The 20,628-nt window shown below is 73.6% G+C and carries 12 protein-coding genes; 9 read left to right on the forward strand and 3 right to left on the reverse strand.

Annotation, left to right across the window (positions count from 1 at the left end; genetic code table 11):
• The first annotated feature begins 245 nt into the window (after window positions 1-245).
• Complete coding sequence (locus tag OG906_RS36805) at window positions 246-4,445, forward strand: bifunctional nitrate reductase/sulfite reductase flavoprotein subunit alpha (protein WP_329448664.1); 4,200 nt, start codon at window positions 246-248, stop codon at window positions 4,443-4,445.
• Window positions 4,446-4,509: 64 nt separating this feature from the next.
• A complete protein-coding gene (locus OG906_RS36810; protein WP_329448665.1) occupies window positions 4,510-5,700 on the forward strand; it encodes an amidase in 1,191 nt (396 codons plus the stop codon).
• A gap of 17 nt (window positions 5,701-5,717) precedes the next feature.
• Here the strand turns inward: OG906_RS36810 and OG906_RS36815 are convergent, their stop codons facing one another.
• On the reverse strand, window positions 5,718-6,236 hold the full coding sequence (locus tag OG906_RS36815) for a proline dehydrogenase (RefSeq protein WP_329448666.1): 519 nt from the start codon (window positions 6,234-6,236) through the stop codon (window positions 5,718-5,720).
• A 539-nt stretch (window positions 6,237-6,775) separates the two neighbouring features.
• Between OG906_RS36815 and OG906_RS36820 the strand changes: the two genes are divergently transcribed.
• From OG906_RS36820 to OG906_RS36845, 6 genes are all read left to right on the forward strand, one after another.
• Entirely contained in the window at window positions 6,776-8,044 is a 1,269-nt protein-coding gene (locus OG906_RS36820) for a phenylacetate--CoA ligase family protein (RefSeq protein ID WP_329448667.1), read from the forward strand.
• Window positions 8,041-9,528, forward strand: a complete 1,488-nt coding sequence (locus tag OG906_RS36825) for an MFS transporter (RefSeq protein WP_329448668.1) — start codon at window positions 8,041-8,043, stop codon at window positions 9,526-9,528. Before OG906_RS36820 ends, OG906_RS36825 begins: the two co-directional genes overlap by 4 nt.
• The gene (locus tag OG906_RS36830) at window positions 9,525-10,661 is read left to right on the forward strand and encodes a GNAT family N-acetyltransferase (protein ID WP_329448669.1); all 1,137 of its coding nucleotides are present in this window, start codon (window positions 9,525-9,527) and stop codon (window positions 10,659-10,661) included. Before OG906_RS36825 ends, OG906_RS36830 begins: the two co-directional genes overlap by 4 nt.
• On the forward strand, window positions 10,658-11,875 hold the full coding sequence (locus OG906_RS36835) for a LuxE/PaaK family acyltransferase (protein WP_329448670.1): 1,218 nt from the start codon (window positions 10,658-10,660) through the stop codon (window positions 11,873-11,875). The genes OG906_RS36830 and OG906_RS36835 overlap by 4 nt, the downstream gene beginning before the upstream one ends.
• Window positions 11,872-14,409 carry an acyl-CoA reductase gene (locus OG906_RS36840; protein ID WP_329448671.1) on the forward strand — a complete coding sequence of 846 codons (2,538 nt, stop codon included), beginning with the start codon at window positions 11,872-11,874 and terminating at the stop codon, window positions 14,407-14,409. Before OG906_RS36835 ends, OG906_RS36840 begins: the two co-directional genes overlap by 4 nt.
• A 418-nt stretch (window positions 14,410-14,827) precedes the next feature.
• Complete coding sequence (locus tag OG906_RS36845) at window positions 14,828-17,308, forward strand: dolichyl-phosphate beta-glucosyltransferase (protein WP_443067485.1); 2,481 nt, start codon at window positions 14,828-14,830, stop codon at window positions 17,306-17,308.
• 172 nt (window positions 17,309-17,480) lie between these two features.
• Here the strand turns inward: OG906_RS36845 and OG906_RS36850 are convergent, their stop codons facing one another.
• On the reverse strand, window positions 17,481-18,311 hold the full coding sequence (locus OG906_RS36850) for a siderophore-interacting protein (protein WP_329448672.1): 831 nt from the start codon (window positions 18,309-18,311) through the stop codon (window positions 17,481-17,483).
• A 20-nt stretch (window positions 18,312-18,331) separates the two neighbouring features.
• Window positions 18,332-19,558: an MFS transporter gene (locus OG906_RS36855; RefSeq protein WP_267799743.1), complete on the reverse strand. Its 1,227-nt coding sequence runs from the start codon at window positions 19,556-19,558 to the stop codon at window positions 18,332-18,334.
• 82 nt (window positions 19,559-19,640) lie between these two features.
• Here OG906_RS36855 and OG906_RS36860 point away from each other — a divergent pair, with 82 nt between their 5' ends.
• Complete coding sequence (locus tag OG906_RS36860) at window positions 19,641-20,618, forward strand: ArsR family transcriptional regulator (RefSeq protein ID WP_443067500.1); 978 nt, start codon at window positions 19,641-19,643, stop codon at window positions 20,616-20,618.
• The last annotated feature ends 10 nt before the right edge of the window (window positions 20,619-20,628 follow it).

The following is a 20,628-nucleotide window of genomic DNA, read 5'->3' on the forward strand; positions in this document are numbered from 1 at the left end:
CACGCGCGCGCGGGCACGATGCCGCGCGCGGGCACCGTGCCGCACCCGGCACCGCGCACCCCGCGCCCCCGCACCTCACGCCCGCCGGCCGCCGGGTGTGTGGTTCGTCGTAACGCCCGCGCGGTCCCGCCCGTCACGTGCGCGCAACACGCGCTTCCTACGGTGAGGGCCGCGGGACGGACCCGCGCACCCCGGTGGCGTCCGGAGCTCCCGGCGCCACCCGGTGTTCCCGACGGGGGGCTCCTGTGGCCGATGCGGATGCGGCGACCAGCCGGGTACGGACGGTCTGCTCCTACTGCGGTGTCGGCTGCGGGATCGTGGTGGACCTCGCCCGCGGCCCCGACGGACGCCGGACGCCGGTGAAGGTCACCGGCGACCGGCAGCACCCCGCGAACTCCGGACGCCTGTGCACCAAGGGCGCCACCCACGTCGACATGACGGCCGCGCCGGGCCGACTGGAGACCGCGCTGATCCGCCGGGACCGCGGCTGCGAGCCCGTCCCCGCCGACGTGGACGCGGCCGTCACCGAGACGGCCCGCCGCCTCCGGGAGATCCTCGACGCGCACGGCCCCGACGCACTCGCGCTCTACGTCTCCGGCCAGATGTCCCTGGAGGCCCAGTACCTGGCGAACAAGCTCGCCAAGGGCTTCCTGCGCACCAGCCGCATCGAGTCCAACTCCCGGCTGTGCATGGCCAGCGCCGGCAGCGGCTACAAGTCCTCGCTGGGCGCCGACGGGCCGCCGGGCTCGTACGAGGACTTCGAGCACGCCGACGCGTTCCTCGTCATCGGCGCCAACATGGCCGACTGCCACCCCATCCTCTTCCTGCGGATGATGGACCGCGTCAAGGCCGCCGGCGCCCGACTCATCGTCGTCGACCCCCGGCGCAACGCCACCGCCGACAAGGCCGACCTGTTCCTCCAGATCAGGCCGGGCACCGATCTGGCCCTCCTCAACGGCCTGCTGCACCTGCTCGTCGAGAACGGCCGGACCGACCCCGAGTTCATCGCCGCCCACACCGAGGGCTGGGAGGCCATGCCCGCCTTCCTGGCGGACTACCCGCCCGACAGGGTCTCGGAGATCACCGGCATACCCGAGGCGGACATCCGCCTCGCCGCCCGCTGGATCGGCGAGGCGGGGGAGTGGACGAGCTGCTGGACCATGGGCCTGAACCAGTCCACCCACGGCACGTGGAACACCAACGCCCTGGTCAACCTGCACCTGGCCACCGGTGCGATCTGCCGTCCCGGCAGCGGCCCCTTCTCCCTCACCGGCCAGCCCAACGCCATGGGCGGCCGCGAGATGGGCTACATGGGGCCCGGCCTGCCCGGGCAACGCTCCGTCCTGGTCGACGAGGACCGGGAGTTCACCGAGGACCTGTGGGGCGTGCCGCGCGGCACCCTGCGCACCGACGTCGGGCGCGGCACCGTGGAGATGTTCGAGGAGATGGCCGCCGGCGCGATCAAGGCGTGCTGGATCATCTGCACCAACCCGGTCGCCTCGGTCGCCAACCGGGGCACGGTCATCAAGGCCCTGGAGACCGCCGAACTGGTCATCACCCAGGACGTGTTCGCGGAGACCGAGACGAACGCCTACGCCGACATCGCGCTCCCCGCCACCCTCTGGGTCGAGTCGGACGGGGTGATGATCAACTCGGAGCGCGACCTCACCCTGGTCCAGGGGGCCGCCGATCCGCCCGGCCAGGCCGTCCCCGACTGGAGGTTGATCGCCCGGGTCGCCTGCGAGATGGGATTCGCCGAGGCGTTCACGTACACCTGCGCCGAGGAGGTGTTCGAGGAGCTGCGGCAGGCGTGGAACCCCCGCACCGGCTGGGACCTGCGCGGCGTCACCTACGAACGGCTGCGCTCCACTCCCGTGCAGTGGCCGGCCGCCCCCGGCGGCCCCGACCGCAACCCGATCCGCTACCTCAACGACGGCGTCAGCCAGACCCTGGTCGAGCGCCCGGACGGCACCCGCCCCCGTCTGGTGTTCCCGACCGACACCGGGCGGGCCGTCTTTCACGCCCGTCCGCACCTGCCCGCCGCCGAACTGCCCGACGACGACTACCCGTTCGTCCTCAACACCGGGCGCCTCCAGCACCAGTGGCACACCCTGACCAAGACGGGCCGGGTCGCCAAGCTGAACAAGCTCAACCCCGGGCCGTTCGTCGAGATCCACCCGCGGGACGCGGCCTCCCTCGGCATCACCGCCGGCGACGGCGTGGAGGTGGCCTCCCGGCGGGGCCGGGCGGTGCTGCCCGCCGTCGTCACCGACCGGGTCAGGCCGGGGAACTGTTTCGCTCCCTTCCACTGGAACGACCTGTTCGGCGAATACCTCGGCGTGAACGCCGTCACGAACGACGCCGTCGACCCGATCTCCTTCCAACCCGAGTTCAAGGCCTGCGCGGTGACCCTGACCAAGACCCGGGCCCCGCTGCCCGCCACGCCCCCGGCCCTGCCCGGGGCCGCCGAGACGACCACCCCGCAGGCCGCCCCCGTACCCCTCTCCGCCCTGGCGGCGCTGTGCGGCCCCGGCGACCTCGCGCCACCGGTCCTCGCCGACCACGAGCGCCGCTACCTCTCCGGCTTCCTGACCGGACTCGCCGCCGCACCCCCGGACGCGGGCGTGCCCACGCTGCCCCCGGACGCCCCGTTCGAGGCCGCGCACGCGCTCTGGATCGACGGCGTGCTCGCCGGGACGTACTCCCGTGCGCGGCCGGTCTCGCCCGAGCCGTCCTCCGGACCGACCGCGCCCCCGGACACCGCACCGGGCGGGACGCCGGACCCCTCCGCCCCGAACACCCCGGCGCGTCGGATCGTGGTCCTGTGGGCCTCCCAGACGGGCAACGCCGAGGACCTCGCCACCACCATCGGCGACCGACTCGCCGCGGACGGGCACCCGGCGGCCGTGCACGACATGGCGGACCGCACACCGCTCTCCCTGACCCCCGGCACCGACCTGCTGGTCGTCACCAGCACGTTCGGCGACGGCGACGCCCCCGACAACGGCGCCGGGTTCTGGGAAGCGCTCGGCGACCCCGCCGCCCCCGCCTTCGAGGACGTCCGGTACGCCGTACTGGCCCTCGGCGACTCCCAGTACGACGCCTTCTGCGGCCACGGCCGCCGACTCGACCGGCGCCTCGACGAACTCGGGGCCGTACGCCTCCTGCCCCGGGTCGACTGCGAGCCCGACTACGAGGAACCGGCCCGGCAGTGGCTGGAGCGGGTCCGCGCCGCCCTGACCGGCGCCCCGCACCCCGCGGCCGGCCCCGAGCCGGCGCCGGCTCTCGTGTCCCCGGCTCTCGTGCCCCCGGCCGGGGCGGGTCCCGCGAGCAAGGACGCGCCGCACCTCGCCCGACTGTCCGGCAACCGGCTGCTGAGCCTGCCCGGCGCCGCCAAGGAGATCCGCCGGTTCACCTTCGACCTGGGCGAGGACGGCCCCGCGTACGAGGCCGGCGACGCCCTCGGGGTCCAGCCCGTCAACTGCCCCGACCTGGTGACGGAATGGCTGGCGACCACCGGCCTGTCCCCGGACGCCGAGGTCGCCGTCCACGGCCGCGACCCGATGCCGCTCGCCGAGGCGCTCCACCGGCACCTGGACATCACGCACGTCACCACCGACCTGCTGCGCCTGATCACCGAACACACCGGGGACCGCACCCTCAAGCACCTGACGCGCCCCGACAACAAGGACGGCCTCGCCCGCTGGACCTGGGGGCGACAGCCCGTCGACGTGCTGACCGAGTTCCCGGTGCGACTCGGCGCCCAGGAGTGGGTCGACCGCCTCAAACCCCTCCGCCCCCGCCTCTACTCGATCTCCTCCAGCCCCCTCGTCGACCCGCGCGAGGTCAGCCTGACCGTGTCCGTCCTGCGCTACGAGGGACCGCGCGGCCACCGCCGCAAGGGCGTCGCCTCCGGCTTCCTCGCGGACGCCGACCCGGGCACCCCCGTACCGCTGTTCGTGCGGCGCTCGGCGAACTTCCGGCCGCCCGCGAGCCCGGACACCCCGGCCGTCATGGTCGGCCCCGGCACCGGCATCGCCCCGTTCATGGGCTTCCTCGAACACCGCCGCGCCCTCGGCCACCCGGGCGCCAACTGGCTGTTCTTCGGCGAACAGCGCCGCGCCACCGACTTCTCGTACCGCGCCGAGCTGGAGGAACTCCACCGGCACGGCACCCTCAGCCGCCTCGACCTGGCCTTCTCCCGCGACCAGCGGACCAAGGTCTACGTCCAGGACCGCATGCGCGAGCACGGCGCCCAACTGTGGTCCTGGCTCCAGGACGGCGCCCACTTCTACGTGTGCGGCGACGCGAGCCGCATGGCCAAGGACGTGGACCGGGCCCTGCGCGACGTGGCCGTGACCCACGGCGGCCTGAGCGCCGACGAGGCGACCGCCTACCTGAAGCAGCTCGCCGCGGACAGGCGCTACGCCCGCGACGTCTACTGAGTCGACCGGGGAGCCGGCCGGCCGCTCGGACGTGTCACCATCGAGCGGATCGGAAGGGGAGCGGATGAGGGACCACGGAGAGCTGTCCGCGTGCGCGATCGCCCGCGAGGTCAACGCCGGCCGGCTGACCGCGCGGGAGGCCGCGGCGGACGCCCTCGCCCGGATCGCCCGCGACGACACCGGGCTGCGGGCCTTCACCGCACTGTGGCCGCGCGAGGCCGCCGAGCACGCGGCGGCGGTCGACCGCCGGGTGCGGGAGGGCCACCGGCTCCCGCTGGCCGGGGTGCCCCTGGGGGTCAAGGGCACCGAGGGGCCCGACTCGTTCCAGAGCGCCCGGCTGATCGCGGCGGGCTGCGTACCCGTGGGCGCCACCTCCACCCCCGGCCCGGGCACCCGCTGGCAGACCTGGGGCGCCACCGATCGCGGCGTGACCCTCAACCCCCACGACCCGAGGTGGAGTCCGGGCGGCTCCAGCGCGGGATCGGCCGTCGCGGTCGCCGCCGGGATGGTGCCCCTGGCCACCGGAAGCGACGGGGCCGGATCCGTGCGCATCCCGGCGGCCTGGTGCGGGGTCATCGGACTCAAGCCCACCAACGGCCTCGTGCCCGCCCGCGACCGCGCCGGCCTGAACATCGCCGGCCCGCTGGCCCGCCACGCGGCGGACGCCGCCGTGTACCTGGACGCGCTCACCGGGACGACCACCGCGTCCCGTGCCCTCGCGGCCCCCACACGGCCCCTGCGCACGGCATGGTCCCCGGACCTGGGAGTCGCCGCGACCCGGCCCGACATCGCGGAGCGCGCCCGGGCCTTCCTCCACGACCTGTCCCGCGCCGGGGCGACCGAGCCCGTCGACGTACCGGTGCTCCTCGTCGATCCCGCCGCGTGTTGGCGGAGCCTGCGCGGACACGCCCCGGCGGACGCGGAACGCGTCGCGCGGACCCGGGCCGCGCTCGCGCGGGCCCTCGACCGCGTCTTCGCGGAGGTCGACCTCCTGGCGACCCCCACCACCCCCAACGCCCCCCACGGCCACGACGGCCCGGGCGACACCCTGAGCGTGGCACTGACCTGGACGTTCAACATCAGCGGTCATCCCGCCATCAGCATCCCCGCCGGTCTCACCCCCGACGGCGAGCCCGTCGGCCTCCACCTGGTGGCCCGCCGCGGCCGGGAGGCGGACCTCCTCTCCGTCGCCGCCGCGGCCGAGAACCCGGGGCACGCGGTCGCCCGAGAGACCGGAGACGTCGCGGACGCCTGAGGCGCCGGAGCCTTGGGTCAGTCGTTCGCCCCGATGGTGTTGCGGGCCGCAACCCGGAAGTCCTTGACCGCCTCGTAGAGGAGCCGCTCCCGCTCGGCGGCACGTGCGGCGTCCTCGGCCCGGCCGCCGGTGTCGCCGGCGCGGGCCTTCTCGGCCATCTGTCGCATGACCTGGGAGAGTTCACCGGAGGCGCGGGTGACGCGCTCGGCGGTCTCCGCGAGGGACTCCGGCCCTTCGAGGATGACGACCTCGCCGGCGCGGTGGACCTCGCGGGCCAGGGTGATGAACCGGCCGGTCTTCTCGTCGACGTCGGGCAGGTCGGGTTGGTCGGAGCGCAGCGCTTCCAGGACGGCGTCCATGGCGATGTCACGGTCGTGGAGCGCGCCGAGGTAGCCCGCGTACGCGTCGCGACGGTGTTGGCGGCTCCACTGGGCGAGCTGGGACCGCGCCTGGGCCCGGCCGTTCACGATCGCGGCCCCCAGCGTGGTGGCGGCGCCGACGGCGGCGCCGAGCAGTGCGGCGAGTCCTGAGTCCATGGGGCCCAGTCTGCAACGGCCCTCGTTCGGGCCGTCCAGGGCCCCGTGCTCGACGGGGCGTCCGACCCGCGGCGCCCCTTTCGCCCCCCGAGCCCGAGGGTCGGGAATATTCCGGCATCGGAATATCGATGCGGGGGGAGGGCCGGAAAGCGCTGATATCGGCCTCATTCACGCCCGCCGCCGTTCTCGCCGCGTGAGAACCTCGCCACACGCCACGCGTGACCCGAGCCCCGCATTCACGGGCTCCAAAGGCCCCGGAACCGCTCTCGCGGCAGCGCCGAAGCCCTTTCTCCCGCGCCGCGATTTCGGCCAGGCGGGCCGGAAGTCCGCTTTTGCGCCCCGGTCGTACATGCCATCGATTTGGTGGTGCGTTCCCCGTGTTCCATGATGTGAGACGGGATCAGGTGTGGCCAGCGCCTTCGAACTACAGGGCACACGTGCATTGTTGATTAATCAACAGATGAGGTCGGGGGACCGTCACGCCGTGGAAGCCGCCTGTTTCCTTTCCCTTTCCACTCCGTCTTCCAGGTAAAGGCAGCATGCCCGTCCAGCGGTTTTCCGACCTCGTGCGTTTCGCCCGAGACTGCTCCCCTTTCTACGCCGACCTCTACGCAGACCTGCCACCCGAGGTGAACAGCCTCACCGATCTGCCCGTGGTGGATCAGAACGCGTTCTGGGCCGCCAATACCCTGCACGACAACCGGGTGCTGACCGCCCCCCTCGCCGAAGCCGTCGTCTACAAGACGGGCGGCACCACCGGCACCCCGCGCTTCTCCTGCTACACCCGGGAGGAGTGGAGCGAGTTCGTCACCGCGTTCGGCGCCGGCCTCGTCGACGCGGGCCTGCGACCCGGTCACCGGGTGGCCGACCTGTTCTACGCCGGTGAGCTGTACGCGAGCTTCCTGTTCGTCCTCGACTCCCTCGCCCACGCCCCCGTCGCCAACGTCCGCCTGCCCATCGGCGGCGGAGCGCCCCTGGAGTCGACGGTCACCTCCCTCCAGGACTTCGGCGCCCACGTCGTCGCCGGCACCCCGACCACCCTGTGCCGGCTCGCCGAGCACCTGACGTCGACCGGCCGCCGACTCCCGCAGGTGGAACTCCTGTTCTTCGGGGGCGAGGCGCTCTTCTCCGACCAGCGCAGACTCCTCGCGGGCGCCTTCCCCAACGCCGTGCCCCGCTCGCTCGGCTACGCCAGCGTCGACGGCGGTCTCCTCGGCAGGCCCGTCGCCGGCCCGGACACGCGCACGCACCGGCCCTTCACCCCGCACACCGTCGTGGAGATCCTCGACGAGACGACCGACGAACCGATCCGCGAGGCCGGCAGGCCCGGCCGCGTCGTCGTCACCCAACTCTTCCGCAGCCTCATGCCCGTCATCCGCTACCCCGCCGGCGACCGCGCCGAGTGGACCGACACCGAAGGCGGCGCGTTCCGCATCCTGGGCCGCGCCGAGGAAGGCGTACGCGTCGGGCCCGTCTCGCTGTACTGGGACGACGCCCTGAGCGCCGTCGCCGAAGCCGACACCGAGGGCCTCGTCACGGGCACGCAACTCGTCGTACGCCGCTGGGAGGGGCGCGACGGCCTGATCCTGCGCCTGGCCACCGCCCCCGAACACGATCCGGGCGCACGGGACGTCCTGGCCAAGGAGATCGTCGAGGGACTGAACACCGCCAGGCCGCTCTACCTCGACAGCGTCGCCACGGGATTCGTCCACCCCCTCGGCGTCGAATGGACCCGCCACCGCGACCTCGTCGTCAACTCCCGCTCCGGCAAACTCGTCCGCGTCCTCGACGAGAGGCCGACCGCATGAGCACCCCGACGGCGGCCCCCGGCCGCCGACCCCCGCTCGTCCTGCGCAACCGCGCCTTCGGCACCGTATGGCTGGGCCAGGTGCTCACCCAGGCCGGGACGCGCATGTTCCAGGTCGGTACCTCCTGGTGGCTCATCGGCCACGTGGCCTCCGGCGACGGTGGATTCGCCGCCGGCATGCTCATGGCCCTCAGCACCCTGCCCGCGGTGGCCCTCGCCCCGCTCGTGGCCCGCGCCATCGCCCGCCGCTCCCACCGCTCGCTGCTGCGCGGCGCGGCCGCCGGCGCGGGGACGGCCGCCGCGGCACTCGCCGGCTGGGCCGCCCTGAGCGACCTGCCGGTCGTCGCGGTCTACGCGGCGGCCCTGGCCCTGGCGACCTGCCAGGCCTTCTTCGACCCGTGCCTGACCACCTCCGTACCCGAACTCGTCGACGACGAGGACATCGAGGCCGCGACCGGCTTCGAACTGTCCACCCAGTCCCTCGCGAGCCTGGGCGGAGCCCTGCTCGGCGCCCTCGTCGTGGACGGGGCCGGCGTGGCCGGCCTCGCGGCGGGCTGCGCCCTCGCCTACGGCACGGCCGCGGTGCTCATCACGACCGTCCGCTTCCGCACCCCGGCCTCGGCCGAGGAGCCCTCCGCCGACGCGGATGCCGGCGCCGACCTCGACGCCGAAACGGCCGCCGCCGATCCCGCCCCGCGCCGGACGCTGCGACGGATCCTGGGCCGGCTGCCGTACGTCCGCGCCATCCTGCTCTGCTTCACCGCGGCCAACCTCTTCACCACCGCCGTCTTCGTCGTCATGCCGCTCTACACCGCGACGGTCCTGCACGGCGACGGCGCCACCGTGTCCCTCCTGGAGGCGTCCCTCGGCCTGGGCACGCTCATCGGCTCCTTCACCGGAGCCCGGGTGCCCGGCCGTCCCACGGTCGTCGGCTCCGCCTGCCTGGGCGCGATGGCCGTCGCCCTCGCCGTCCCCGGCCTGATCGCGGCCCGGCCCGTCATCGCCGGCGCGCTCCTGGTGACGGGCTGGTGCGTCGGGGTGATCGGCGTCCGCTTCGTGGCCCTGTTCCAGCGCCTGGTCCCGGCCGCCGACAAGCCGGCCTTCTTCGCCGTCATGCAGGCCGTGCTCGGAGCGACCTTCCCGGTCGCCTCGCTGCTGTTCGGACTGCTGGGCGACCACCTCTCCGCGCGGACGCTGTGCCTGATCCAGGCCGCCGGTCTGGTGCCCGCCGCCCTCGCCCTCCTCCTGCTGCCCGGACGCCACCGCACACCGGACGCGCCCGACGCCCACGCCGCCGACGCGCCCGAGGGCCACACCACGGACGCGCCCGAGGGCCACGCCGTCGACGCCGCCCGGCCCGCCGATGCCCGGCCCACCGACGTGCCCGCCGCCCGGCCCGCCGACGCCCCCGTCACCGCGCCCGCCGACAAGCCCGCCGCACACCCGGCGCCGGCTTCCGCGCCCTCCGCCGGAGGCACCCGATGAGCGCCGTCATCGAGCAGGCCGCGCCGACGGACATCGCCGACCTGCGTCAGCTGTACTACGCCGTCTACGGACCGCACTACCCCACGGCGTTGGGCACCGACCCCGCCGAGATGTCCCGGCTCATCCGCGACCCGCACACCCTCTGGCTCGTCGCCCGCTGCCCCCGTACCGGCGCCCTCGCCGGATCCGCCGCGATCCACGGCGAGGCCGGCACCCGCATCGGCCGCCTCGAAGGGCTCGCCGTCCACCCGGACCAGCGCGGCTCGGGGCTCGCCGGGCGACTGACCGAGGCCCTGTGCTCCGCCACCCTCGACGCCGGGACCCTCGACTCGGTGTACGCCACCGTCCGCACCGTCAGCGCCGGACCCCAACGGGTCGTCGCCCGGCACGGTTTCCGCCCGCTCGGCATCCTGCCCAACGCGGTCGATCTCGGCAGCCGGGAAAGCCTCGCGCTCTACGCGCGTCACTCTCCGGGGGTGTTGGACCGCCGGGTCCCCGTCGCCGAGGTACCCGCCCTCCTGGCGCCGCTCCTGCGCACCGCCGGGGCGAGCCTCGGCATCAGCTACGCGGACGCCCGGCCCACGGCGCCGACGCCACTGCCCGCCGGGCCGGCCGCCGCGCCCCTGGAAGTGATCGAGGCACCCGCGTTCGTCCGCCGCCGCTTCCACGCGCACTTCCCCGACGGCGGCCGCTGGTTCTACCCGCTGCACACCCCGAACATCCTGCTCACCCCCGCCGACGGCGACTTCGAGGTGTACGCCTACCTCAACCGCACCGGGGGCTACTGCGCCCTGGTCGCCGCCCACCCCGACCCGGCCGCCGCCGCGGGGTGGCTGGAGCCGGTCACCCGTACCCTCACCCGCGCCGGGGCCGGCTACGTCGAGGCCCTCGTGCCCCTCGAACACCACGCCGCGCTGTCCGCCTTCGCCGCCCAGGGCTTCATCGCCGGGGCCGTGTACCCGGCCATGCGCCGGGACGGGGACGGCTTCCACGACTACGTGGTGATGTCCCGCACCACCGAGCACATCGACTTCCGCGGCGTGGTCGTCGACCCGCCGCTCCAACCCTTCCTCGATTCCTATGTGTCGGCCTGGGCGTCGGCGCATCTGCCCTCACGTGAGGTCGCCCCATGACTGGCTCGAACCCCCATCTCGCCCCCGTCGACGTCCCCGACGCCGCGGCCCTCGCCCGACTGCAGCAACTCTGCGACCTGAGCGATCCCTACACCTGCGGTCCCGCCGAGGAGGAACTGTTCGCCGCGGCCATGGCGGAGATCAACGCCTGGCACCGGGACCGGTCCCCGTTCTTCCGCAGCCTCCAGGACGCCGACCTCCTGGACGCGAACCGCCACGACGGCGACCGCCACGACGGCGACCTCCACGCCACGGACGCGCCCGGCACCCCGTACGCGGCACCCCTGGTGCACGCGAACTTCTTCAAGCGCCACGAGGTCCTCTCCATCCCCCGCGACGACGTCCACCTGCACCTGACCTCCTCCGGCACCACCGGACAGAAGTCGCAGATGTTCTTCGACGAGTGGACGATCCGCTCCGCCCAGCGCATGGTCGCCCGCATCTTCGACCACAACGGCTGGATCACCCCCGACCAGCCGGTCAACTACCTCCTCTACAGCTACGAGCCCGCCCGCGACCTCAACCTGGGCACCTCGTTCACCGACAACTACCTGTGCGACTTCGCCCCGGCCCGGCAGGTCGAGTACGCCCTGCGCGACACCGGCAACGGGCACGAGTTCGACCCCTTCGGCTGCGTCGCCGCGCTGCGCCGCTTCGCCGAGGACGACGTCCCGGTCCGCATCCTCGGCTTCCCCGCGTTCCTCTGGTTCACCCTGGAACGGATGCGCGCCATGGGGCTGGCACCGCTGCGACTGCCCGAGGGCTCGCTGATCATCCTCGGCGGCGGCTGGAAGGGCCACGCCGACCGCCGGATCGGCAAGGACGAGCTGTACGCCCGTGTCACCGAACAGTTGGGCGTGCCGTCCGAGCGGATCCGGGACACCTTCGGCTCCGTCGAGCACTGCGTCCCGTACATCGAGTGCGCGCGGCACAACCTCCACGCACCCGTCTGGTCCCGCGTGTTCATCCGTTCCACCCGCACCCTCGAACCCCTCCCGTACGGCGAACGCGGCTACCTCCACCTGGTGTCCCCGTACATCACCTCCGTACCGGCACAGAGCGTCGTCATGGGCGACCTCGCCTCGCTCCACCCGGGCGAGGAGTGCGGCTGCGAGCTGACCACCCCGTGGTTCACCATCCACGGTCGCGCCGGAGTCAGCCGCAACCGCAGCTGCGCCGTGGCCGCCGCCGAACTGATGAAGGGAATGTCATGACCGACACCATCAACCACCACTACTGGCAGGGCGCCTTCATCGGCGACGACGAGGCCGCCGACCGACTGGCCGCGCTGCCCGCCGCCGTCGAGGCCGCGCTCGCCGAGCCCCTCGACACCGAGACCGTCCTGGCGGCCTGCGACGCCCTCGCGGCGGCCCTGCGCGACCCCGGCCACGCCGTCCGGGACCGGCTGGCACCCCACCTGCCCGCGGGCGACGCCGAGGACGCCGCCGCGCTGTACGCCGAACTCGCCGCGTTCCTCGACCGGAGCGCCCTCACCCGCAAACTCCGGCGCGAACTGGGCGGCGCCGCCCCGCAGCGGCTGAACCGCCCCGACGCCAAGGAGACGGTGTACGAGGCCTGGGCGCCCGTCGGCCTGGTCGCCCACATCGCCCCCGGCAACGCGGCCACCGTCGCCCCGCTCAGCGTGGTCGAGGGCCTCCTCGCGGGCAACGTGAACGTCCTCAAGACCAGCGGCACCGACACCCTCCTCGCCCCGCACCTCCTCGCCGAGCTCGTCGCGCAGGACCCGACCGGCGCCCTCGCCGAACGCGTCATCGTGCTGCGCTTCCCCTCCTCCCGCCAGGACTGGCTGCGCCTGATGTGCGCCCCCGCGGACGCCGTCGCGGTCTGGGGCGGCGAGTCCGCCGTGGCGGGCGTCGCCGCCCACGTGCCGGCCGGCTGCCGGCTCGTCGAATGGGGACACAAGATCTCCTTCGCCTACCTCACCCGGGACGCCTGGGCCGACGGGGCGACCCTGGACGCCCTGGCCGAGGACATCTGCCTCTTCGAGCAGCAGGCCTGCTCCAGCCCCCAGGTCGTCTACCTCGACACCGAGGACACCGGCGAACTCCACGCGTTCTGCGACCGGCTCGCCGCGGCCCTCGCCGCCCGGCCCGCGCCCGCCGACCAGGAACTCGACCCGGCCGAGTACGCGGAACTGACCACGACCGAGCACCTCGCCCGCCTGGAGGAACACCTCGGCTTCACCCGCGTCCTCGCCGCCCCCGACCGCACCTGGCGCGTCATGGCCGACATCCGACCGGCCCTCACCGCCTCCCCCCTGCACCGCAGCGTCTGGGTCAAGCCGCTGCCCCGCAAGCACCTCATGGCGACGCTGCGCCCCATGCGCCGCTACCTCCAGACGGCGGGCGTCGCCGGCAGCCGCACCGACATCGCGGAACTCTCCGCCCTGGTCCTGGCCGCCGGAGTCACCCGGGTCACGCCCGTCGGCGCCATGACCGCCGGCTACTCCGGGGAACCGCACGACGGCGTCTACGCCCTCCAGCGCTACAGCCGCCGCGTCTCGGTCCAGGCCGACGAACGCTTCGCCGCCACCGCCTGCCTCGACGACCTCGCCCGCCCGGTCGACTTCCCCCGGCCCGCCGGGCCCCTGCTCGACAAGAACGACGTCCGGGACCTCAACCGCGGCGTCGACCGGGCCGACGCCGAGCTGTACTTCCGCAGCGGGGGCAGCACCGGCGCGCCCGCCCTGTCGCTCTTCACGTACGAGGACTACGACACGCAGATGCGGGCCGCCGCCCGCGGTCTGCTCGCCGCCGGCTACGACCCGGCGCGCGACCGCACCGCCAACCTCTTCTACTGCGGCGGCATGTACGGCGGGTTCATCAGCTTCTTCTCCATCCTGGAACGCCTGGGCGGCGTCCAGATGCCGATGGCCGCGGGCCCCGACCACCGGGCCACCGCCGAGATGATCGTCGCGTACGAGGTCGACACCCTCTTCGGGATGCCCTCCTACCTCTGGCAGCTCCTGCACGAGGAGGCCGACCTCCTGCGCTCCTACGGCGGCCTCCGCAAGATCTATTACGGCGGCGAGCACTTCACCGACGAACAGCGCCGCGTCCTGACCGACACGTTCGGCATCGAGGTCGTCCACTCCATCACCTACGGCAGCACCGACCTCGGCCCCCTCGGCTACCAGTGCACGCGCAGCACCGGCGGCGTCCACCACCTGCACGCCGACCTCCACACCCTGGAGATCGTCGAGGTCGACACCGACCGCCCCGTGGCATCGGGGGAGACCGGCCGGCTCGTCTTCACCACCCGAGCCCGCCGCGGCCAGCACCTCGACCGGTACGTCATCGGCGACCTCGGACGGGCGCTGCCCGGGCGCTGCCCCTGCGGCAGCCACGCCCCGCGCTTCGAACTGCTCGGCCGGCTGGGCGAGGTGATGCGCGTGGCGACGTACTTCCTGAACCACCGCCGCTTCGTCGCCATCGCGGCGGAGCACCTGGGTCACGCCGGCGAGATGCAGACCGTCCTGACGAGCGGGACCACCCGCGAGGGGATCACCCTGCGGATGGAGCGGTCCCGCGCGCTCGACCCGGACACCGCGCGCGAGGCCTTCCTCGCCGCCTACCCGGAGGTGCGCTCGGCGGTCGAGGAGAAGCTGCTCGACTTCACGGTCGAGGCGGTCGACGGGGCGGCGCTGTTCCGCACCCCGACGAGCGGCAAGCTGCCGGCGGTCGTGGACCGCAGGCGCGGACAGCGGTCCCCGGACGGGCTCGCCTGAGCCGTCGCCGCGCCGGGGCCGCCGTCGTCGGGCGGGTCGGGCCGTGAGGAACGCCTCACGGCCCGACCCGCCCGTCCCGGCCCCGGCGGGCCCCGTTCCCGGCGCGCGTCGACGGCGCACCGGCACCCGAAGGCCACGACGCGTGGGTGGCCCCTGCGAGGGCTGATCTATATTGGTCGGGCTGTCCGCCCGTTCCGCTGCGAAGAACAGACAGCCGGAGTCGCTCCGAGGGGGGACGATGCGTCACACCGCGGGGTAGACCCGGCACCGTCATGAAGACCGGAACGGTCGGCGTGGTCCGAGGGCCATTCCCCGCGCCGTCTCCGCGGCGGACGCACGCAGTGGCTTCGGACCCGTCACCCGCGCGGTCGCCGTGCATCTCCCGGTGGAACGGGACAACTCGACGAATGGCTTGCACGTGCAGAACGACAGACTCAGGCCTCGTGGTGCGACCATCACGGGTCAACCCGTCGACCAGGGACCGGGGTCCGTCGGCCTGTCCGTGGTCATCCCGGCCTACCTGGAGGAGGAGCGTCTCGCTCCGACCCTGGAGGAGGTCCGGGCCTACCTCGACGCGCACGTCGGCAGCGGCCCGGAGGACTGGGAGGTCATCGTCGTCGACGACGGTTCCCCGGACCGGACCACCGCCATCGCGCTGAAGGCCGGCGTGCAGGAGCACCGGATCCGGCTCGTCCGGTCCGAGGAGAACAAGGGCAAGGGCAGCGCGCTGCGCCTCGGCGTGGGCACCTCGCTGGGCCGCCGGGTCCTGGTCATGGACGCGGACCTGTCGACGCCGATGGAGGAACTGGCCGGGCTGGAGAAGACGCTCGCCGACGACCCGCGGCTCGCCGCCGCCATCGGCTCGCGCGCGCACCGCGACTCCACCGTGGAGCGGCAGCAGAGCGCGCTGCGCGAGGTGCTCGGCTGGACCGGCAACCGCGTCATCCGGCTGGTGGCCGTCCGCGGCATCCGCGACACCCAATGCGGATTCAAGCTGTTCGACGGAGACCAGGCCCGCGCCGCCTTCGGCGCCTCCCGACTCGACGGCTGGGCCATCGACGTGGAGATCCTCCAGTACTTCCGACGCAAGGGGTGGCCCGTGGCCGAGGTACCCGTCCGCTGGGCCCACCAGGACGGCTCCAAGGTCCGGTTCCCGGACTACGTGCGCACCCTCGGCGAACTGGTCCGCCTCAATGCCCACGGCATCCTCGTGGCCGCGCTGTACCTGTTCGCCGCCTTCTTCCTCTACAAGGGGTTGTGGGCGGATCCGGACGGGGCGATCCTGGCCCATTCCCTCCAGGACCAGAACCAGTGGGAATGGTTCTTCGGGGTCACCGCGGACAATGTCGCGCACCTGCGGAATCCACTGTTCACCGACTTCCAGAACATGCCCGACGGCGTGAACCTGATGGGCAACACGGTGATGCTCGGCCTGTCCGTGCCGCTCACCCCCGTCACGCTGCTCTTCGGCCCCACGATCACCCTCGCCCTGGTGTTCACCCTCGGCATCGCCGCGACGGCCTGGGCCTGGTACTGGCTGATCCACCGGCGGCTGACGGAGAAACGCTGGGCGGCGGCCGTCGGCGGGGCCCTGGCGGCCTTCGCGCCGCCGATGGTCTCGCACGCGAACGCGCACCCGAACTTCGTCGTCCTCTTCATGATCCCGGTCATCATCGACCGGGCCCTGAGGCTCTGCGAGGGCAGGAACGTCGTCCGTGACGGCATCCTGCTGGGACTGTTCTCCGCCTACCAGGTCTTCCTGGGCGAGGAGCCGTTCCTGCTGGCGGCGATGGGCATGCTGATCTTCGCCCTCGTCTTCGCGCTGTACGACCGCGAGGCCGCCCGCGCGGCCGTCCGGCCGCTGGGCGAGGGACTGGCGATCGCCGCGATCGTCTCCGTGCCGCTGGTGGCCTTCCCCCTGGCCTGGCAGTTCTTCGGGCCGCAGAGCTACCACTCCGTGCTGCACGGCGAGGGCGGGGCCGGCAACCCGCTGGGCGCCCTGGCCGAGTACTCGGCCCGCTCGCTGTTCGGCGACGCCGAGACGGCCGGCAAGCTCTCGCTGAACACCACCGAGCAGAACGCCTTCTACGGCTGGCCGCTGCTCGCCCTGGCCGCCGGGATCACCCTCTGGCTGTGGCGCCGGCCCGTCGTCCGCGCCCTCGGCTTCACCGCCCTCGCCGCGGCCGTGCTCTCCCTCGGCCCGCAGGTCCGCATCGAGAAGTTCGACGTCACCCTGCCCGCCCCCTGGGCGCTGCTGCGGCACCTGCCCCTGCTCGAATCGGTCATCGAGGGCCGGGTGGCGATGGTGTGCGCGCCGGTCTTCGGCATGCTGATCGCCCTGGCCCTCGACCGGATCGGGGGCCTGCGGGCCCGCGAGCACCGCGTCGTCGGATACCTGGCCGTGGCCGCCGCGCTCGTGCCGATCCTGCCGCTCCCGCTCGTCACCGCGGACCGCGAGCCCGTGCCGGCGTTCATCGCCGAGGGCCACTACAAGGACTACCTGGAGGACGGCCGCTCCCTCGTCCCGGTGCCGCTCCCCGACCCCGGCTCCGCGGCCGCGCTGCGCTGGCAGAGCGGTACCGGCTTCGGCTTCAAGCTGGCCGGAGGCTACTTCAACGGCCCGGACGGCCCCGACCGCGTCGGGATCTACGGCGCGAAGCCGCGCATGCTGTCCGACCTGCTGCGCGACGTTCGCTGGGGCGCGGACGGCCCCTCGGAGATCCCCCCGTCGATGCGGGACCAGGCCCGTGCGGACCTCGCCCACTGGAAGGCGGGCCTGATCGTCCTTCCCGTGACCCAGGACCGCGCCCCCGAGCTGCGCGGCACGCTGACGGCCCTGCTCGACCAGGAACCGCGCAAGGTCGCCGACTGCTTCATCTGGCAGGTCGCCTCCTCCTGACCCGCCCGGCGTCGCCCGTCCGTACCGCCGCCACGGCGATGACCCACACGGCCCGCGGGGCCCGCCCCCACCCGGGGGCGGGCCCCGTCGTCGTGTGCACGGAGGCGCCGCCCGCGCACACGACGGCTCGTGTGACGGGCTCCCCCGGCCGTGCGGACTCCGGCGCCGTCGGTCAGCCGGTGGCGGGTACGGGATCGCTGTTCCACTCGCCCTTGGTGGCCTGCCACGCCTCCTCGTCCGCGCCCCTGCGCCAGTAGCCGGACACCGACAGCGAAGCGGGCGCGAGAGCGCGATCGACCCGCAGGTACCGGCGCAGCTCCCGGACGAAGTGCGCCTCGCCGTGCACGAAGACCTGCGGCGTTCCGGCGGGGAACTCCAGTCCCGTCACCGCCTCGACCAGGGCCTCGCCGACGGGCCGCGCCCCCCGGTGCAGCCAGGTCGTCTCCACCCGGGCCGGCGAGACGAGCGGCTGCTCGTCCGCCGGGCCGTCCACCTCGACGAACGCATGCACCACGGCGTCCGCGGGCATGGCCTCCAGGGCCGCCGCGATGGCGGGCAGGGCGCTCTCGTCCCCGGCGAGCAGGTGCCAGTCGGCCTCGGCGTCCGGGGCGTAGCCGCCGCCCGGGCCCGAGAAGACCACCTCGTCGCCCGGTTGGGCCGCCGCCGCCCAGGGGCCCGCCACGCCGGCCGTGCCGTGGACCACGAAGTCGATGGTCAGCTGCCCGGTCTCGGCGTCCCAACCGCGCACGCTGTACGTCCGGGTCCGCGGCCATTCCTCCCTCGGGTGGTCGCGGCGGATCGCGGGGATGTCGGTGGGGTCGGCGTACTCCACGCCCGGCGGCGGGAAGTGCATCTTGACGTAGTGGTCGGTGAACCGCCCGGCGCTGAACTCACGGAGCCCTTCGCCGTGCAGGACGATCCGGACCATCGCGGGTGCGATCCGCTCGGTCCGCAGGACCCGCCCGCGGTGGACGACCCTCTTCCTCGGTTGTGCTTCAGGCATTGCTGTTCCTTTTCGGTGGTTCAGCCGGCGACGGGCGCGGAGTCCGACGCGGCGGCCAGTTCGATGGCGGCGTGCCGGCGGTTGATCATGGGGCCGAGGGCGCCGACCGTGAGGGAGGCCGCCACGCCCGCCACGGCGGCGATCCACCAGAGGACGGCGGGACCGGCGTGGGCGTACACCGCGGTGCCGGCGGTCAGCGCGGTGAACCGGGCGATGCCGCAGGACCACTGGAAGGCTCCCTGGTAGCGGGCCCGTGCGTCCTCCGGGGCGATGCTCTGGATGATCGACGAGTGCAGGCCCCCGAGGGACGCCTCGCCGAGGGACCACAGGGCCACCGTACCGGCGTACGCCCAGGGGGTGTCGGCGACACCGGTCAGCGCGACGCCGAGGGCAACCAGGACGCTGGCCGAGACGTAGACCGGCAGCGGCTTCACGTCGGCGAGCACGGCCGTCGCGATCGGCTGCAGTATGACGACCAGCGCGGCGTTGAGCGCGAACATCAGGCCGAGGACGGTGGGGGAGAGGCCGTCGTCGCGGATGGCGAGCGGCAGGCTCGCCTCGATCAGGCAGTAGATCGCGACGGAGGTGGCGAACAGGGGCAGCAGGGCCCGCATCAGACGGTCCCGGTAGACCACGCCGTAACCGGCCCCGCCGGCGCCGGCCTGGGGACCGGCCGCCTTCGGGCCGGTGCCCCGGGGCAGCATCGTGGCCGCGATCACCGCGTAGACGAGCGAGGTCGCCGCGTCCACCGTGAACAGCAGCCAGTAGCCCTTCGTGGCCAGGAACCCGCCGAGCATGCCGGCGCCCGCGGTGCCGATGTTCACCGCCCAGTGGACCAGCGAGAACGCGGCCCGGCGCCGGTCCTTGTCGACCGCGTCGGCGACCAGCGCGGAGGCGGCCGGACCGACGAGGCTGCCGGTGACGCTCAGGAGCGCGGCCGTGAGCATGAGGCTCAGCAGGTTCGGGGCGACGAACAGCAGGCCGTGCGAGGCGGCGACACCGACCAGACCGATGACCATCGTCGCGCGCCGGCCGCTGCGGTCGGCCAGGAAACCGCCGAGGAGCGGGCCGACCAGGTTGCCGGCCCCCAGGGCGCCCAGCACGTAGGGGACGTCGGAGGTGCTGATCCCGCGCGATCCCAGGTAGTAGACCAGGAAGGGGGTGACCATGAAACCGAGCCGGTTGACGATCGTGCCCGCGAAGACGATCCAGGCTGTGCGGGGCAGCCCACTGAAGGTGGAGAGCATGTGCCGGATCCTCCCGCCGCTGTACGCTGATGGCCATTGATTAAGAAATGCTTGAATCCATGGGGTGGTTGTCGTGGCGGAACTGGCGTTCTCGGCAAGTGACCTGGCGCAGATGCGGTTCGCCGTCTCGCCGATGTGGGAGGTCGTGACCAGCTTCCGGCTCCTGCGATCCGGCCTCGCACACCCCGTGCACGGGCCCTGGATCGAACAGGTGCGGCCGCGCGTCGAGGCGGCGGGCCTCGACCGGGGCTGGCTCGCCGAGCTGATCCCGCCCGCGCGCTACCTGCCCGACTTCCTCACCCCCGCGCCCCCCGGCGCGGCGCCCACCCTCGCGGAGGAACTGGCCGCGATCCGGGAGGAGCCGGACGACCGGGTCCGCCAGGACCTCGACCACCTGGAGAAGCACATGAGCTCGCGCGGGCCCCGGTTGCGGGCCCTGTACGCCGAGCCGCGGCCCCAGTTGGCGCGCGTCGGCGAGGAGATCGAGGCGTACTGGGAACTGGCGCTCGCCCCCTACTGGGCCCGGATCCGGACCGTGCTCGAAGCCGACGTCTTTCACCGGGCCCGGCAGGTCGCCGAGCACGGCGCCGGACGCCTCTTCAACGAACTCCACGTGTCGCTGAGTTGGGTCGACAACGGCCTGCGGATGGTCCGCAGGCAGCGGACCCTGACCCGCAAGACGGCGGGCGCGGGCCTGCTGCTGGTCCCCTCGGCCTTCGCCGGACCCCGCGTCCTGACCCGGGTACGACTGCCGGATCCGCCCCAACTCGCCTACCCGGCACGGGGGATCGGCCCGCTGTGGGAGTCCCGGCCCGTCGCCCGGACCGACGCCATCGCCGCCGTGCTCGGCCGCTCACGGACCCTGCTGCTGACCGAGCTGGACGCCCCCGCCTCCACCACCGAACTGGCCCACCGCACCGGCATATCCACGGCCGGGGTGTCCCAGTACCTCACGGCGCTGCGCGACGCGGGCCTGGTCAGCGCCCACCGGGCCGGACGCTCGGTGCTCTACGCCCGCACCTCCGTCGGGGAGTCCATCCTCGCCGGCGCCCCCACCTGATCGGCACGCC

Origin of the sequence: Streptomyces sp. NBC_01426 (genome assembly GCF_036231985.1) — a bacterium.
GTDB lineage: Bacteria > Actinomycetota > Actinomycetes > Streptomycetales > Streptomycetaceae > Streptomyces.

Excerpts from the sequence above, each read along its gene's own strand:
- OG906_RS36810 (WP_329448665.1), top strand. The coding sequence starts at position 4,510 with ATGAGGGACCACGGAGAGCTGTCCGCGTGCGCGATCGCCCGCGAGGTC.
- OG906_RS36815 (WP_329448666.1), bottom strand. The coding sequence starts at position 6,236 with ATGGACTCAGGACTCGCCGCACTGCTCGGCGCCGCCGTCGGCGCCGCC.
- OG906_RS36820 (WP_329448667.1), top strand. The coding sequence starts at position 6,776 with ATGCCCGTCCAGCGGTTTTCCGACCTCGTGCGTTTCGCCCGAGACTGC.
- OG906_RS36825 (WP_329448668.1), top strand. The coding sequence starts at position 8,041 with ATGAGCACCCCGACGGCGGCCCCCGGCCGCCGACCCCCGCTCGTCCTG.
- OG906_RS36830 (WP_329448669.1), top strand. The coding sequence starts at position 9,525 with ATGAGCGCCGTCATCGAGCAGGCCGCGCCGACGGACATCGCCGACCTG.
- OG906_RS36835 (WP_329448670.1), top strand. The coding sequence starts at position 10,658 with ATGACTGGCTCGAACCCCCATCTCGCCCCCGTCGACGTCCCCGACGCC.
- OG906_RS36840 (WP_329448671.1), top strand. The coding sequence starts at position 11,872 with ATGACCGACACCATCAACCACCACTACTGGCAGGGCGCCTTCATCGGC.
- OG906_RS36850 (WP_329448672.1), bottom strand. The coding sequence starts at position 18,311 with ATGCCTGAAGCACAACCGAGGAAGAGGGTCGTCCACCGCGGGCGGGTC.
- OG906_RS36855 (WP_267799743.1), bottom strand. The coding sequence starts at position 19,558 with ATGCTCTCCACCTTCAGTGGGCTGCCCCGCACAGCCTGGATCGTCTTC.